Below are 15,834 nucleotides of genomic sequence, written 5' to 3' on the forward strand. Positions count from 1 at the left end.
CTCCTGAGGGCGCGAACCGCCAGAAGACGCACAGACACCGAAATCGTCGACAATCCTTGCATTGCCGACGCCGCACCGGGACGCCGAGACCTCTCGCTTCAGGAAGCGCGCGCGGAAGATCAACGGTAGGCCCCAGATGATTTCGCGACCGGTAGCCATCAAGCGATGCAGCTTTCGGAGCGAACTCGTAATCCTCTGTCTTCAGGCGGTAACTGCACCGCGGGTTGGATTGCGCCGCGAGACTGGCGAACGTCATCATCAAGCCTAGCGTTATTAGTCGTCGCCGTTCGTCCCGCGCGGTAGCGACGGTCTTTCGGCGACCACTGGCCTTCGCCGACCGACGCTGTGAATGCCGACCATCAAACCAATTGACGTCACCCCGCATAAGATCATTGGCCATCAGCGATCGCCCTCGGAGAGATCGACGGATGCGCCTCCTCCAGCCTGATCACCTGCGCGTACCGCGTGCGTTGCGGTGGAAGCGCTATGCGTGATGGTTTGCGTACGCTTCATGCGACGCGCCCACGCCGGTGGGGTCCCTGATGCGATTGAACCGGGATCTGCATTGCCTAGGTCACCGCCTGCGTTGCTGGTGCCGCCAACGCGCGCGGCGACCCGGCGCAAGGGACTTGCCACAGCGGAAGCGCCCGCCTCGGCAACACCAGACAAACCTCCCGTCCGAAACGCGCTCGCGGCTCCACTCGCAATGGCCGTCGTTCCCCTTGCGGCACCTGCGAATGCGCCACCTGCAAGCCCGACCCCGCCTGCAGCGAGGCCAGCTCCAGCCGCGATAACCCCGCCCGCGGCTAGCCCTGTACCGATCGCGGCGCCGGCCCCGAGCTGCGGCCCGCCGGAGACAATGCCGTTCGCAATGCCGGGTCCGAAGATCCCGAGGCCCAACAGCGAGAGCGCCGCAAGCACCAGTGCCATGGCGTTCTCGATGGTCAGTTGGTTGCCGCCGAATCCGGATGTGAACTGGGAAAATAACGTCGAGCCGATGCCGACAATGACGGCAAGCACCAGGATCTTGACACCCGACGAAACGACGTTGCCGAGCACGCGCTCAGCGGCAAAAGCGGTCTTGCCGAACAGACCAAAGGGAATCAGCACGAATCCCGCTAGCGTGGTTAGTTTGAATTCGATCAGGGTAACGAAGAGCTGGATCGCGAGAATGAAGAAGGCAAGCAACACCACGATCCAGGCGAACAGCAGCACCACTATCTGCACGAAATTCTCGAAGAAGCTGATGTAGCCCATCAGTCCAGAGACGGAGTCGAGGATCGGCCTTCCAGCATCGAACCCGACCTGCGCAATCCGTCCTGGTCGCAGGAAATCCGCAGATGACAGACCCGTGCCGGAGGCTTTGAGGCCCAGCCCCGCAAAGCTCTCGAAAACAATCCGGGCGAGACTGTTCCAATTGCCGATGAGGTAAGCGAAGACGCCAACGAACAAGGTCTTCTTGACGAGGCGAGCGATAATGTCCTCGTCTGTTCCCCAAGACCAGAACAGCGCCGCAAGCGTTATATCGATCGCAGCGAGCGTGGTCGCGAGATACCCGACCTCGCTGCCCAGCAAGCCGAAGCCGGAATCGATGTAGCGAGTAAAGGTTTCCAGAAACTGGTCAATGACGCCGGTGCCTGCCACCACTTACTCCTGTTCAGGTGTGGCGATAGACGGATAGCCCTGCGGTAGGCGACTTTGATCCTTTGGACCCGTCTCAGACGAAGATTGATCGCTCGCCCGTCCGACTGCGCCGGAAGGTAATGATTTCTTCGTTGGTCCGAAGAAGCGACGTCGATTCTCGGCCCAGACCCGCCGGCAGTATTCGAAGATAGCCGTCTGATCCGGTGTAACTGTGAGGCAACTTTCGAGCTTCGGCGCTAGAGGATGGTCGCTTTCTGATGATTCGGTCGAGACGGATGGCTGAGTCCCCTCGTCACGGCGAAGCTGGACCGCGCACGCCGCAACAGTCAGCACCACGAGGCCGACTGCCGCGATTAGCGGAAACCGCCTGAACAATTTGTCTTGCTCTTGCATCAGTGGAACATCTGCACGGTTGTGGGTTGATATCCCTGACCGGGGTTAAGGAAACGCCGGAGCTGCTCCCTGCCCTGGTCCTGTGCGACACTTCGTTGGGCGGATTCCAGATTCTCAGCACGGCCTTGCGCAGCAACTGTTGCCGTAAGATCGGCGAGCTGTTGGGCTTGCAATGCGAGGAGCTGATTGCCAGCCTGGCTCGCCTGCAAAGCGCCTGTCGCGCCCTGGCTCGCGGTCACAAGGGCCGACATCTGGGTGCGGTTGGTGTCGAGATTGCCGACGACGGTGGCCTGGACCCGCATGGCGTCCTGAAGACCGGCGACCGCGTTTTGCCAGCGTACCTGCGCATTGGCCATCAGCGCCTGATCCGGTTGGCTTGACGACGCCGGCGCATAGGTGGAGGAGAATGCCCGGTCGATCTGCTGGACGTCGTAAGCAATGCGCTGCGCTTGGGTGAGCAACTGCTGGGTACGCTGGATGGACTGCTCGAGTTGCTGCAACGATGAATACGGCAGGTTCGCCAGATTCCTTGCCTGATTGATCAACATCTGCGCTTGGTTTTGCAGCGATGTGATCTGGTTATTGATCTGCTGCAATTCGCGCGCTGCTGTCAGCACGTTCTGTGCGTAGTTATTGGGATCGAACACGATCCATTGCGCTGCTGCTGGCCTTGGTTCGTGGAACATGGCAATGGCGATCAAACTCACTGCCGCGAGTTGACGGATGCGACTCATGAGGAAGCTCCTTCTTTCGTGATATGTGGGATGAGATCGGAGGCCCAGGCGACGTCGCGCGCCTTGAGCCAGCCGGGCACGAAGCTCTCGCGGCCGTGCTCGGTAAGCACCTGCTCGATCAAGGCCTGATCGGCTTTCGAGGAGGCAGCGGTAAAGGCGAGCGCGATCTCTCCAAGACCGAGATCGAACAGGCGGTTGCCACGGCGTGACTGGCAGTAGTAGTCGCGCTTCGGTGTGGCGCGGGCTAGAATCTCGATCTGACGATCGTTCAAGCCGAAGCGGCGGTAGATCGCCGCAATCTGCGGTTCGATCGCGCGCTCATTCGGCAGGAATAGCCGGGTCGGACAGCTCTCGATGATAGCGGGCGCGATCGCTGAGCCGTCGATGTCGGAAAGCGACTGGGTGGCGAATACGACCGAGGCATTCTTCTTACGCAGCGTTTTCAGCCACTCGCGGAGCTGGCCAGCAAAGTTCTCGTCGTCGAGAGCCAGCCAACCCTCATCGACGATCAGAAGTGTCGGCCGGCCGTCAAGCCGCCCTTCAATCCTGTGAAACAGATAGGCGAGCACGGCTGCAGCTGCGCCGGTGCCGATCAGTCCTTCGGTTTCGAACGCTTGTACAGACGCCTCTCCTAGCCGCTCAGCTTCGGCGTCGAGCAGCCGGCCGTATGGGCCGCCCAGGCAATAGGGTTGGAGGGCGCGCTTCAGGCTTGACGACTGCAATAGCACCGAGAGGCCGGTCAGTGTCCGCTCGCCGACCGGTGCCGAGGCCAACGATGACAGTGCTGACCACAGATGGTCTTTCACCTCCGGGGTGATGCTGATCTTCTCGCGAGCCAGGATTGCCGAAATCCATTCGGCGGCCCAGCCGCGCTCGGCCGCGGCGTCAATCAAGGCAAGCGGTTGCAACGCGACCGGCTCGGACGCATCCTCGGACAACGCGCCACCGAGATCGTGCCAGTCCCCGTCCATAGCCAGCGCTGCTGCCCGGATCGAGCCGCCAAAGTCGAAGGCGAAGATTTGCGCGCCCGCGTAGCGGCGGAACTGAAGCGCCATCAGGGCCAGCAGCACCGACTTGCCGGCGCCGGTTGGGCCAACCACCAGCGTATGGCCGACGTCACCGACGTGAAGAGAGAACCGGAACGGGGTCGAGCCTTCAGTCCGCGCAAAGAACAGTGGCGGGGCCTTGAAGTGCTCGTCGACCGGCGGCCCCGCCCAGACTGCGGACAGCGGGATCATATGGGAGATGTTGAGGGTGGAGACGGGCGCCTGGCGGACATTCCTGTAGACGTGACCCGGCAATGAGCCCAACCAGGCGTCAACCGCGTTCACGCTCTCTACCATGCAGGTGAAGTCTCGTCCTTGGATCAGCTTCTCGACGAGGCGCAACCGTTCGTCGGCGATACGGGGATCTTCGTGCCAGACCGTTACAGTTGCGGTGACATATGCCTCGCCGATCAGGTCAGAGCCGAGTTCCTGAAGCGCGGCATCGGCATCCATCGCCTTGTTGTTTGCATCGGTATCGACGAGCACTGAGGTCTCGTTGGTCATCACCTCCTTTAGGATGACTGCAATCGACTTACGCTTGGCGAACCATTGCCGGCGGATCTTTGTCAGCAGTTTTACTGCATCGGTCTTGTCGAGCATGATCGCCCGGGTCGACCAGCGATAGGCAAAGGACAGCGCATTGAGTTCCTCGAGAATCCCCGGCGTGGTTGCGCTGGGGAAACCCACGATGGTCAGAACTCGCAAATGCGCTTTGCCAAGCAGGGGCTCAAGACCACCGGTCAGCGGCTGGTCGGCCAGAAGCGCGTCGAGATACATCGGCACTTCGGGCACGCGGACGCGCTGACGGTTGCTCGAGATGCAGGAATGCAGATAGGTCAGGGTCTCCGCATCATCGAGCCAGCGGCTCTCGGGCATGAAGCCTTCAACGAGTTGCAGGATCCGGTCGGTGCGGTCGACGAAGCCGCGCAGGGTTTCGCGCGCGTCCGCATTCTCCGTGCGCTCGCGTCCCTCGTAGAGGAAGCGCTCCGCCCTTGCAGCATCCTCTGGCGGCGGCAGATACAGAAGGGTGAGAAAATAGCTCGATTCGTAATGGGCTCCCTCCTCCTCGAACTCGGCCCTGCGCTCGGCATCGACCAGCGCGGAGGCTGTATCGGGGAAGTTCGAGATAGGATAGCGGCCGGCGGAATGACGCTGTGCCTCCACAAAGATCGCCCAGCCAGAACCCAGCCGGCGCAGCGCGTTGTTGATGCGGCCAGCAACGGCAACAAGTTCCGCCGGCACCGCAGAGTCGAGGTCTGGCCCCCGAAACCGTGCGGTGCGCTGGAATGAACCGTCCTTATTGAGGACGACGCCCTCGTCGACCAGCGCAGCCCATGGCAGGAAGTCTGCAAGACGGGTGGTCGAACGACGATATTCGGCAAGATTCATCATCGGGATGGCTCAAAGAGTGAGATGAGCGGGGATTCGCAGGTGCCGGCGAACCACATCGACAAAAAGCGGATCGCGCTTGGCGGCCCACACCGAGGCGGCATGGCCGACGGCCCACAACAAGAGGCCGGCGATCCAGAGGCGAAGTCCGAGGCCGAGCGCTGCGGCCAGGGTGCCGTTGAGGATCGCGACCGCGCGCGGCGCCCCTCCGAGCAGAATGGGTTCCGTCAGAGCCCGGTGAACCGGGACGGAAAAGCCGGCGACAGGCTCGTCCATCAGATCACCACGCCGCCGCCGAAAGAGAAGAACGACAGGAAGAAGCTGGAGGCGGCGAACGCGATCGAGAGGCCAAACACGATTTGGACCAGGCGTCGAAAGCCGCCTGACGTGTCGCCAAAGGCTAGCGAGAGCCCTGTTACGATGATGACGATCACGGCGATGATTTTCGCGACCGGTCCTTCCACCGACTGCAGGATCTGATTGAGCGGCTGCTCCCACGGCATGTTCGAACCTGCGGCATATGCCGCAGAGGACATCGCGAGGACAGAGAAAGAGAAAGCGGTGACGCCGATCGCCTGGCGTCGAAGCGATGAACAAATCATGGTTGGTCTCCTGCTGATGAAATTGCGTAATCGCCGTCGGGTTCGAGGCCGTTGACCTCCGCGAGTTCGGCGAGGCGCCTATCGGAGCCGCGGCCGGACAGCACGGCGATTAGATTGATGGTCTCGGCGATGAGTGCGCGCGGAACCGTGATGACAACTTCCTGGATCAGCTGCTCAAGCCGGCGTAGCGCGCCGAGCGCGCTGCCGGCATGAATGGTGCCGACGCCTCCGGGGTGGCCGGTGCCCCAGGCCTTCAGGAGATCGAGGGCTTCAGCTCCCCGGACTTCGCCGATCGGGATCCGGTCCGGCCGCAGCCGCAACGACGACCGGACGAGGTCGGAAAGCGAGGCCACGCCATCCTTGGTTCGCAGGGCTACGAGGTTCGGGGCCGTGCATTGCAGTTCACGGGTGTCTTCGATCAGCACGACACGGTCGGCCGTCTTGGCAACCTCGGCGAGGAGCGCGTTGGCCAGCGTGGTCTTGCCGGTCGAGGTACCACCAGCCACCAGGATGTTGCGGCGTTTGGCGACGGCAATGCGAAGAACTGCGGCCTGCTCCGAATCCATCATGCCGGCAGCCACATAGTCGTCGAGTGTGAATACCGCGACCGCCGGCTTGCGAATCGCAAAGGTGGGCGCGGCAACCACGGGAGGCAGTAGACCCTCGAACCGCTCTCCCGTCGCGGGCAACTCCGCCGACACGCGGGGACTTAGCGGGTGGACCTCCGCACCAACATGATGGGCGACGAGCCGAACGATCCGTTCGCCGTCAGCCGCGGCGAGATACTCACCCGTATCGCACAGTCCGCCGGACAGCCTGTCGATCCACAACCGACCATCCGGATTGAGCATCACCTCAACAACGGCGGGATCTTCAAGCCACGAGGCGATGGCCGGTCCAAGCGCGCTGCGCAGCATGCGCGCGCCACGCAAAATCGCTTCCGATTGAAAAGATTGAACCGCCACTGCCGCCCCCACCCACGCTGTCGACCGCAACGGCCGCTCGGTGTGGAGCTACTAGAAAATCAGGACACATAATTTAGCAACGAGATCCGATGCGGCGTAGGGCTTTGGCGTAGAAAGAGAAAGAGACGGCGGGATCATTCGGACCGCTGCTCGTTTGCGCCTGAGCTTCCATCACCGGGAGCGACGTCCTGTGAAATTTCCTGCGCCAGGCTCTGTCCCTTGGCGAGCCGCCGGCCCAAGGCCTCGACAAACCCCGCGTAGCGTCCGCGTCCTTTGGCCTGTGCCGCCGGTTGCGCCGTGTCCGGAAGAGGTGGCGTTGCGGTCAGCCAAAACCGAACGAACAGCGCCACGGCTTCATTCGAAATCGTGACATGACGCTCAAGGCGTTCGACTTGCCGCGTCAGTCGATCGAGCCGGCGTCCTAGTGCCGCCTCCATCCGTTCGGAATTGTCCGGCGAGAGGTAGGACGAAAGCGCCGTCTCGACGATAAGCGCCTGGGGAACGCGCTTGCGGTTGGCGTAGTCGGCGAGTTGACGTGCCAACTCCGGCGGCAGACGGAACGTATGCTTGGTACGCATCAGATCCTCTCAGAGATCAATGCCATCACCGGGATCCATGGCCGCCTGACGAGCCACGCTGGATACCTGCCGGCGCAAAATACTGTTACGCTGCACCTCATCGTCAGGCTCTTCGTCAGAGAACGCGAATTCAGGGACTGGCGGAGTTCGTTCGGGTGCGACTTCTTCATGCACGGCAAGTTCGGGTTCGCGTCGGATGCCGCCATTGGCAGGATCGTCCACGGGCTGGGTACAATCTCTTCGATCTCGCTCATTACCTGCCAGCACGCCGGCTGGCAGCGGCCGCTTGCTCCAATCGTCAGCCGGTCGATGACTGACTGCATCATGGTTCGGTTTCGGCGGCGGAAGCACGCGCTCCCGTAACTGCCGGTCCTCATAGTAGCGCGCTTTCTGCGCGCGGATTGGGGGGCATCCAGAGATCAGAACCAGTTCATCGTCCGGCGGTAGTTGCATGACCTCCCCTGGCGTAAGGAGTGGCCGTGCGGTCTCTTGACGGGAGACCATGAGATGACCGAGCCAAGGACTGAGCCTGTGGCCGGCATAGTTCTTCATCGCCCGCAGCTCGGTCGCCATCCCCAGCGCATCCGACACCCGCCGCGCGGTCCGCTCATCGTTGGTCGCAAAGGACACACGGACGTGGCAATTATCGAGGATGGAATTGTTCGGGCCGTACGCCCTCTCGATCTGATTGAGCGATTGCGCGATCAGGAAACTCTTCAGGCCGTATCCTGCCATGAAGGCCAGCGCGGATTCGAAGAAGTCGAGCCGGCCCAAGGCCGGGAATTCGTCAAGCATCAGGAGAAGCCGGTGCCGTCGTCGCTTTGCATGCAGGTCTTCGGTCAAGCGGCGGCCGATCTGATTGAGAATGAGCCGTACGAGCGGCTTGGTCCGGCTGATGTCGGAAGGAGGGACTACGAGATATAGCGTTGTCGGCCGCTCGTCCTCGACAAGATCGCGAATGCGCCAGTCGCATTGCCGTGTGACCTGTGCCACCACAGGATCGCGATAAAGCCCAAGGAACGACATTGCAGTCGAGAGCACGCCAGAGCGCTCGTTCTCGCTCTTGTTCAGAAGCTCTCGTGCTGCAGAGGCAATGACGGGATGCGGCCCGGTGTCGCCAAGATGCGCCGTCGTCATCATCGCACGCAGGGTGGTTTCGATGGAGCGCTTGGGATCGGACAGGAAGTTGGCGACACCCGCGAGCGTCTTGTCCGCCTCCGCATACAGGACGTGTAGGATTGCGCCGACGAGAAGAGAATGGCTGGTCTTTTCCCAATGATTGCGCCGTTCCAATGCCCCTTCCGGATCCACGAGGACATCCGCGATATTTTGGACGTCTCGGACCTCCCATTCGCCCCGGCGGACTTCCAGCAAGGGATTGTAAGCCGCGGAGGAGCGATTGGTCGGATCGAACAGCAACACCCTGCCATACCGGGAGCGGAAGCCCGAGGTGAGCGCCCAGTTCTCGCCCTTGATGTCGTGGACGATGCAACTGCCCGGCCAGGTCAGCAGCGTGGGGATGACGAGACCTACGCCCTTGCCGGAACGTGTCGGTGCGAAGCAAAGTACGTGCTCCGGACCATCGTGACGAAGATAGCTGCGCTCGAAGCGGCCGAGCACTGCGCCGTCCGGTCTCAGAAGGCCTGCCGAATCGATCTCGCGACGCACGGCCCATCGAGCGGAGCCATAGGTCGCCGTGGTCTTCGCTTCACGTGCGCGCCACACCGACATGCCGAAGGCCACGACGATCGACATGATCCCGCCCGAGGCCGCGATGCAGGCGCCTTCAACGAACACCTGTGGCGCATAGGCGTCGTACGCGTACCACCACCAGAAGAAGGCGGGCGGAACGTAGACAGGCCTTCCCCCTCCCAGTTCAAACCATGGGGTGCCAAGTTGCGGCTGATACCCGAGCTTCCAGGCGATCCATTGCGTGGCAGCCCACATCGTGACGAGCACAATGAAACAGACGAGAGTGATCTGACCCCAAAGGATCTTGGTCGTAGACATGATGGCGCGGGATCAAATGCCGCCGCCTGCGATTGGCAAGGCAGGGATTTCGCCGGAGCGAATAAATGGCGGGTACGGCGTACGAACCGGACAACCGGCCCGGCGCTAGAGTCCAAGTCCGCGGTTCCGATCAAAGCTCCAGTCGACTCTGCCACCAGGCGTCATGACGCCCGAAACCTGGCTTCCCACATGCCGCTCCAGGATGGGTCGCCAAGGCACAAGCTGAAATCCCAATCCATCATCGATCATCGCGAACCGGCCTGAACTCAAGGTGATACGCCGACGGAAGATTCCAGCGACGTGCTCGCCTTCCGCTGAGGGTTGGTAGGCGAGCCCGCTGTCACCGCTGATCTTGCCGACCGCGCTATCCAGTTCCCGCCGCCGCAAGGTTTCGAGTAAATCGCCCGCAAAGACGACGCGCTGAGCTTGCCGCCGCGCGAGCCCCTCTCCTGCCAGATGGTCAATGCGGCGTTCCATTGCGTCACGCACATCAGCACCAAAGTTACCGCCGGCTGACAAAGGTTCGCGCGCAAGCAGTTGGCGGTCGATCCAGGTCGGACCGGGTGCCGTAACTTGCTCCTGCACCGTCAGATCCGAGTGGACCGCCAATGAAAGTCTTTTCCTGCCGTTCGCGTCATCGTAGGTGCGTACCTCGACGATGGCTCCCGTCTTGGCATCACCGGTGAATTCCAGATCGGGAAAACGCAAATGATGAGTTCGGCCATCAACGGCCTCGACGATAGCGTAAGCTGAACCCTTGAGCTCGTCGTGCAGGCCACGTTCGATCAACCGGCCCATCACCGGGTTGGAGAGTTCATCGCCATGAAGGGCAAAGCCGGAAATATCCGGTTCCCGCCCCGCCCCGGTCATGGCGCGATGCATCGTCTTGATGATGTCGCCACGGGTCGAAAGCTCTCGCAATGTCTGCTCGAAGCCAGGCCTTAGGCTCCAGCGGCCGCGCGCGGACTGTTCGGCGAGGCCGAGCCGTTCCAGTTTTGCCGCACGGCCAACCATGAGCCGGCGAAGTTCGGGATCCTCGCCGACGTCCCCTGGGCGAAGATCGGCGATGCCGGCGCCTTCATCGGCGGCAACGCGCAGGGCCCGGTCCAGCCCAGTCCATCGTTCAGCATCCACCTCTCTTTCGAGCGCCGAGCGGATCTCGCGCTCGGTCCGCGGTCCGAGCTCCAACGTGACACGCTCTTCGGCCCGCCACCGAAATCCGCGGCTGATGTAGTCGCGATTGATAACGAGATCTCGTCCATCGTCAACGCGTCCCCGGACGAGGACATGCACATGGGGATTGTCCGTGTTCCAGTGATCCACCGCGACCCAGTCGAGCGTGGTGCCAAGATCGCGTTCGGCGTCCGCTATCAATTCTCGCGTAAACGCCCGCAGGTCCGCCATATCCCGCGCGTCCTCCGGCGAAACGATGAACCTGAAGTGATGGCGGTCTTCGCCGCATCGTTCAGCAAATCCCCGTTCATCCACCTGATCCGAGCGTGCGTCGAACATCCTGGCGTCGGCGCCGTCACGGGTGACCCCATCGCGTTTGAGATAGGTCAGATGTTTGGCTAGCGGCGCCTTTCGGAACTGGCTTCCACGATGACGCACGACGCGCGCCTTGATTGCCACGCGACGACCCGGCGAGCGCAATCTCGGGCCTAGTGCTGCCGCTTGGCCACGTCCAAACCGAGATGAACTGCTCCGCGACGACCGGCCGGACCCTTGACCTGTGTGGCCAGCCTTGCGGGCAGCATGCATCACCTGACCGACAAAGCTCTTCTGCCTGACCGCACGACGCCCGCTGTCTCGAATGCGGCCAGGTCGAATCCGCAGGTCGCTATCGTGTGGGCTCATGGCACCTCCTCGCCCTTTTGCGGGCGGCTGGCGTCTGCATCATTGACGCCGTTGCCCTTTTCGGAAAATGGGCCAGCCTGCTGAGGACCCAACGTGACGAAAATCGTCATCCAACCAACCACATGCGCTCGACAGCCGTCGGCGCTTTTATCTTGCCATCCGCGGTCGACTTCTCCCTGCGCCCACCCGATCACTTTCGGACCCGCCAAAACTTCCGACGCCCTGCAACGAATTGCGATTTCCATCATCGGGATCGCATCTCATTTGATCGACGCACGAACAGGCCTTCGGCATGAGGCGTCAGCCGAGAGGGACTCGCTCCGGACAGCACATCCGACGACGACTTCAAGGGCAAAGTGGACGCTGATCGGCCGGCAACCGGCACGCTCTCGATGTGCCCGACAAAGAGCGGAGCGTGGCGCCAGAGAACGACGGGGTTGGCGACAGAAACCCTACCGTCCCGGAGTTCGGGTTTAAGAATCGGCGCGAGCGCAGCAACGTACGCCTGCGTCTCTGCTGGAAGCGGTCGACCTGTGGCCAGGTGCTGTTCATAACGCTCTGGACCCGCATTGTAGGCGGCCAGGAATCCAGGCGATCCGAAGCGGTCGTGCATTTCGCGAAGGTACGCAGCACCTGCCATGATGTTGTCGCGCGGATCAAAGGGATCGATGCCCAACCCGTATCGGACGCTCAGTTCAACCCAGGTCCGTGGCATGATTTGCATCGGCCCAAGAGCGCCCATCGGCGATATGGCTCGCTCGTCGCCTCCGCTCTCAAGCTGCATGACTGCGCGAATCCAATGCTCCGGGATCGCAAAGCGACGGGATGCTTCGGTGATAAAAGTTGCAAGGGATTCGACACGAAACGCGCGGGACGAACGTGACCCAGGGGCCGTCGATTCAGCATCGGCCATTGCGTCGGATAGCGACACGATTGTCAGAAGGACCCCGGAAAGACAGGCTGCCAACCGAAGAAGCCGGGAGCCCGCCATCGTGCTCACGGCCGTCCAGGGTAAAGTGCACTTGCGCCGGCCTCGCGGCCGCCCTGGACCGCCGTTGCGCGCGACGGCCGTCGCGAAGGTGGTCGGGACGGAGGAATGGTGCTGCGTTCGATCGAACAGAGGAATGACAACTTTTTCGGCAAGGGTGCTCACGATCACTCCTCTCTGGTCCACACAGGCAATGCCTTGCCGATGACGGACGAGTGAGGGACAAGCCCAAAGTAACGGCCGTCCAGAGAGTCTTCCGATTGCCAGTTCATGAGAAAGAGCTCGCCCGCGCCAACGACGCGACATCCTTGCCAGACAGGCAAGGGACGGCCGCGGCTATCGCGCGACAGCGCTTCTCCCATGTCGATCCCATCGACCGAGATCGTCAGCCCTTTCCTGCAGACCGTTTGTCCAGGGAGCGCCAGCACGCGTTTGAGCATGGGAACGCCGATCGGCAGATAGCCGTTCAGATCGAGAAAGGTCGCAAGCGGCTCGGGCGGTCGGACAGCCACGAGTTCGGTGACAGCAAGCCTGCCAACGGGCTGCAGCTGGTAGAGACCGACCGGAACGCTCTTCGAGGCGTTCCAAAGGTAGGCTGGCGTTGCCTCTCCCATCGTCGACATGACAAGGGCAACAGCGCCGAACGTAGTCAGAATTGTCGCCAGCCGATTCCTCATGGCGCGATCCTCCGCCGGCGCAGCCAGGCCTGGTGGCGCCCGCGGGTGTACGGCCGCGGCGTCTCGTTCACCGACAAGCGGTTGTGGACGTGATGCCAGTATTCCGGTGCGACGTCGGCCGGATGGATGTCGAGCGCTTCTACCGCATCGATCAGTTGCAGCACGCGCTCGACCTTCGGCCAGCCTGTTAGCCGCAACAAGATGTCGCCGCCGGGCTTGACCCAAGGCACCGTCGAATAGCGCTGTCCGGGCGTCGCGGCGCGCAAAATGTCGACACGGGAGATGACCGTGCCAAAATCGTTGGACGTCCAGCGCACAAACGCAAAAATGGAGCCGGGAGCGAATGACAGGATGCGCCGGTGGCGATCGATGGTCTGTTCCGCCACCGTGCGGCCGAACCGAACCCGATTCTCGATACGCTTCTCGAGCCACAAAAGCTCGACGGTCGTGTGGTCGGTCACGACGTTCTCCGTTGTTTTTTGAGAGGATTTGGGAAGGACAGAATCCGATGCGCATTTGCAGGATCGAGGTTGACTTTGACGGCCAAGATCTTGCGGATAGCGCATGCGTTACGACCGCTTGTCGGCGACTCGCGTTGGCCAAGCGATTGTCGATCGGACGCGCGAGACCCTGCTACAAGAGCGTTATCCACAGCCCGCAAGGGGTTGCGATCCGTTGGAAAAAATCCGAAGGATTCCAGCTTAGGAAAGTTACGGGGCGACCTAGGTATTGAACGCCAAGGAGTTAGCTTCGATTCCGGTCCCCGATAGCACGAGGATCGGGTCCCCGACGGCACGACGGTCCCGGTCCCTGATAGCACGAGAGGAATCACAGGCTGCCCCCTGATGGAGGAACGAGCCCGCGTTTGCGCAACCGCCCCGCAAAGGCATCGATGGGAACAGGCCCGAAGTTCAGCGGCTCTGCACCGCGCGGGTCATGCGTGATGACCAATCGGTAGCCGGGCAGCGTCTGGCGGTGGACGATCTCGCGCAAATCGTAGGCAAAATCCTTGAGCGGTGAGGGGCTGCCGGATTTGGCGTGGGGATGCACAAAATCAAAACTCCGGCCGCCCTCCTGGCGACCGCCGTGCTTGCACACGAGGCGGCAAAGCCAACGCTCCAATCCCCCGGTGAGATCAAAATACGTGCGATCGATGGTCAGTACGAGCGCTTCGTTCAGGACGCCGGTATAGAGCCAATCCGGCAGGATCAACTCGAGTCCGCGGGCGTGGCCGTGCACATCGGCTGTCTCTTTCCATTCATTGATCCAGGAGAAACGATGCCGCCGCCGCTCCGTCGGCTGACGGATCGAGGTCATCACGGTGGTCGATTGCAGCCGGTCGAGCGCCGCCTTGAGGCGATCGTAATCCCGCACGCTGGTGCCTCGACCGACGAAGGTCAGGATTTCGTACGGGGTTGCTGCCATTAGACGGGATGTCTTCAGACCGGCGTCGCGGGCCTCCATGATTTGCGAGGCGGCCCAGATCAGAACATCCGCGTCCCAAATCGTCGCCATGCCATGTTCCGGCACGGCTTCGACACGAATGGTGATGGTCCCGGCGCGGAAATCGATGGGTGTGATGCGCTTGGACTTTGCCAGCGAAAAGAACGGATAAGCCATCAGGTCCTGTGCATCGCGTGGCGCCAGGTCGCCCGGCTGCGCGCGAAACAGGTCGAGTTGGTCACGCTCTGATCGAGGCCTTCGCCGTGCAGACATATCGCACTCCGCTTGCATCAACGCCGCGCCTTGCCGGCATAGGGAATGGGGCCGGCGTGACGTTTGGCCGGCAGCACCGTGCCGTTGCCGGGATCGGAGGTTGATGTCTTGGTCCCGCGGTCGGCCCAGGCTTTGAGATCGTCGAGCGCGTAGACGACGCGGCCGCCAATCTTTCGATAGGCGGGGCCCGTACCGTAGGTTCGGTGCTTTTCCAGCGTGCGGCCCGAGAGACTGAGGAACCGGGCAGCTTCGGGCGTGCGCAGGTAACGCGGCGGCAAGCCGGCGTTCGGATCGGGCATTGGAGAGGCTCCGTGATCGTCTGGAGCGCCGGTGAGGTCGGCGGCGCGTCGACGGTCACGATCGCGGAGAAGCCCCGCGAAGGGGGATGCCGAAGAAGTGGGGGTGGGTTTTCGATACCCTGCCGATCTTCTATTCTTTGCGAGGTGGCGGTCGCAGCAACGCGCGATAGCCGCCGCGCATCAGGGCGAAGCCGGTTTGAACGAGACGAATGGTTCGATTACGCAGGTCGTGGGTTTTCCAGGCGCGTTCCGGAATCTGCCTGGCGCCAAACAGGACTTCCGCGATTTCGCGGTACGTACTGCCGTCCATCCGCGCATCGAGGGCGCGAAGGGCGAGCGCCAGACGACGGCGGCGCTGCGCGGAAAACACGTGCAACGGTGGTCCGGGCGGACGGTCGTTCAGGGTTCGCCACAGCCGACGCGCTGCATGCGCACGGAATTCGAAGTCGCGGTCGAGCTGAAGCTCGACCGCATAGGTTTCGGCGATGACCGGTGCTTCCTTCAGCCACACGCGGTGTTCGACGCCGCGCAGATTCAACACGGCGTACCAGCCGTCGGGCGCTTGCCGCAGCTCTCCCGCAGTCAATTCGCCCAGCTTAAGACTGACGTGAGTGTCTGCGCTGAACGGCAGCGCTGGACGAATTGGGATCACCGTCGGCAAGACCTCCGGCGCCCAAAACACCATCTGTTCAGAGAAAGATTGGTCGGGGTTAGCTGCGAAAACACAGCCCCCATCGTTGGCGGAACTCGTCACTCATGGTGGAGGTTGGGGGGACGCCGCGACGGTCCCGCTGATAATTCTGATTGCGACGCAAGCATTCCCAAGCAAATCCGGTGATCTCTGCGCCTTGAGCGCGATCGTAGCCGCTCGCTGACCTCCAATCAAACTTAGACATTCGTGTCCCCACTTTGCACTGCAAGAAATTGCGGCACGAT

At 62.0% G+C, this 15,834-nt stretch carries 18 protein-coding genes; all 18 read right to left on the reverse strand.

Translation table 11 applies throughout. The features are described from left to right. Positions 1-399: 399 nt before the first annotated feature. Positions 400-1,644 carry a P-type conjugative transfer protein TrbL gene (gene trbL, locus V1289_RS05800; RefSeq protein WP_334396041.1) on the reverse strand — a complete coding sequence of 415 codons (1,245 nt, stop codon included), beginning with the start codon at positions 1,642-1,644 and terminating at the stop codon, positions 400-402. A 3-nt stretch (positions 1,645-1,647) separates the two neighbouring features. Further along, complete coding sequence (gene trbK-alt, locus V1289_RS49515; protein WP_442895955.1) at positions 1,648-2,037, reverse strand: putative entry exclusion protein TrbK-alt; 390 nt, start codon at positions 2,035-2,037, stop codon at positions 1,648-1,650. After that, positions 2,037-2,771, reverse strand: a complete 735-nt coding sequence (gene trbJ / locus V1289_RS05805) for a P-type conjugative transfer protein TrbJ (RefSeq protein WP_334396043.1) — start codon at positions 2,769-2,771, stop codon at positions 2,037-2,039. Before trbJ ends, trbK-alt begins: the two co-directional genes overlap by 1 nt. Beyond that, positions 2,768-5,209, reverse strand: a complete 2,442-nt coding sequence (gene trbE, locus V1289_RS05810) for a conjugal transfer protein TrbE (protein ID WP_334396044.1) — start codon at positions 5,207-5,209, stop codon at positions 2,768-2,770. The genes trbJ and trbE overlap by 4 nt, the downstream gene beginning before the upstream one ends. A 9-nt stretch (positions 5,210-5,218) precedes the next feature. Further along, a complete protein-coding gene (locus V1289_RS05815) occupies positions 5,219-5,482 on the reverse strand; it encodes a VirB3 family type IV secretion system protein (protein WP_334396045.1) in 264 nt (87 codons plus the stop codon). Then, entirely contained in the window at positions 5,482-5,808 is a 327-nt protein-coding gene (locus V1289_RS05820) for a TrbC/VirB2 family protein (protein ID WP_334396046.1), read from the reverse strand. The genes V1289_RS05815 and V1289_RS05820 overlap by 1 nt, the downstream gene beginning before the upstream one ends. Next, positions 5,805-6,773, reverse strand: coding sequence for a P-type conjugative transfer ATPase TrbB (gene trbB / locus V1289_RS05825; RefSeq protein ID WP_334396047.1), 969 nt, complete (start codon positions 6,771-6,773; stop codon positions 5,805-5,807). Before trbB ends, V1289_RS05820 begins: the two co-directional genes overlap by 4 nt. Positions 6,774-6,907: 134 nt before the next feature. Continuing rightward, positions 6,908-7,351, reverse strand: a complete 444-nt coding sequence (locus V1289_RS05830; protein ID WP_334396048.1) for a ribbon-helix-helix domain-containing protein — start codon at positions 7,349-7,351, stop codon at positions 6,908-6,910. A 9-nt stretch (positions 7,352-7,360) separates the two neighbouring features. Beyond that, complete coding sequence (locus V1289_RS05835) at positions 7,361-9,361, reverse strand: conjugal transfer protein TraG (RefSeq protein ID WP_334396049.1); 2,001 nt, start codon at positions 9,359-9,361, stop codon at positions 7,361-7,363. Positions 9,362-9,466: 105 nt separating this feature from the next. Next, entirely contained in the window at positions 9,467-11,218 is a 1,752-nt protein-coding gene (locus V1289_RS05840; RefSeq protein ID WP_334396050.1) for a relaxase/mobilization nuclease domain-containing protein, read from the reverse strand. After that, positions 11,215-11,466: a hypothetical protein gene (locus V1289_RS05845; RefSeq protein ID WP_334396051.1), complete on the reverse strand. Its 252-nt coding sequence runs from the start codon at positions 11,464-11,466 to the stop codon at positions 11,215-11,217. Before V1289_RS05845 ends, V1289_RS05840 begins: the two co-directional genes overlap by 4 nt. Then, complete coding sequence (locus tag V1289_RS05850; protein ID WP_334396052.1) at positions 11,463-12,371, reverse strand: lytic transglycosylase domain-containing protein; 909 nt, start codon at positions 12,369-12,371, stop codon at positions 11,463-11,465. The genes V1289_RS05845 and V1289_RS05850 overlap by 4 nt, the downstream gene beginning before the upstream one ends. A 2-nt stretch (positions 12,372-12,373) precedes the next feature. Next, entirely contained in the window at positions 12,374-12,883 is a 510-nt protein-coding gene (locus tag V1289_RS05855; protein WP_334396053.1) for a S26 family signal peptidase, read from the reverse strand. Next, the gene (locus V1289_RS05860; RefSeq protein ID WP_334396054.1) at positions 12,880-13,344 is read right to left on the reverse strand and encodes a DUF2840 domain-containing protein; all 465 of its coding nucleotides are present in this window, start codon (positions 13,342-13,344) and stop codon (positions 12,880-12,882) included. Before V1289_RS05860 ends, V1289_RS05855 begins: the two co-directional genes overlap by 4 nt. A gap of 367 nt (positions 13,345-13,711) precedes the next feature. Then, on the reverse strand, positions 13,712-14,599 hold the full coding sequence (locus V1289_RS05865) for a replication initiator protein A (RefSeq protein ID WP_334396055.1): 888 nt from the start codon (positions 14,597-14,599) through the stop codon (positions 13,712-13,714). 17 nt (positions 14,600-14,616) lie between these two features. Beyond that, on the reverse strand, positions 14,617-14,898 hold the full coding sequence (locus tag V1289_RS05870; protein ID WP_334396056.1) for a helix-turn-helix transcriptional regulator: 282 nt from the start codon (positions 14,896-14,898) through the stop codon (positions 14,617-14,619). 130 nt (positions 14,899-15,028) lie between these two features. After that, entirely contained in the window at positions 15,029-15,550 is a 522-nt protein-coding gene (locus tag V1289_RS05875) for a DUF2285 domain-containing protein (RefSeq protein WP_334396057.1), read from the reverse strand. 58 nt (positions 15,551-15,608) lie between these two features. After that, positions 15,609-15,794 carry a transcriptional regulator domain-containing protein gene (locus tag V1289_RS05880; protein WP_334396059.1) on the reverse strand — a complete coding sequence of 62 codons (186 nt, stop codon included), beginning with the start codon at positions 15,792-15,794 and terminating at the stop codon, positions 15,609-15,611. Positions 15,795-15,834 lie beyond the last annotated feature (40 nt).

The organism is Bradyrhizobium sp. AZCC 2289 (assembly GCF_036924615.1).
GTDB lineage: Bacteria > Pseudomonadota > Alphaproteobacteria > Rhizobiales > Xanthobacteraceae > Bradyrhizobium.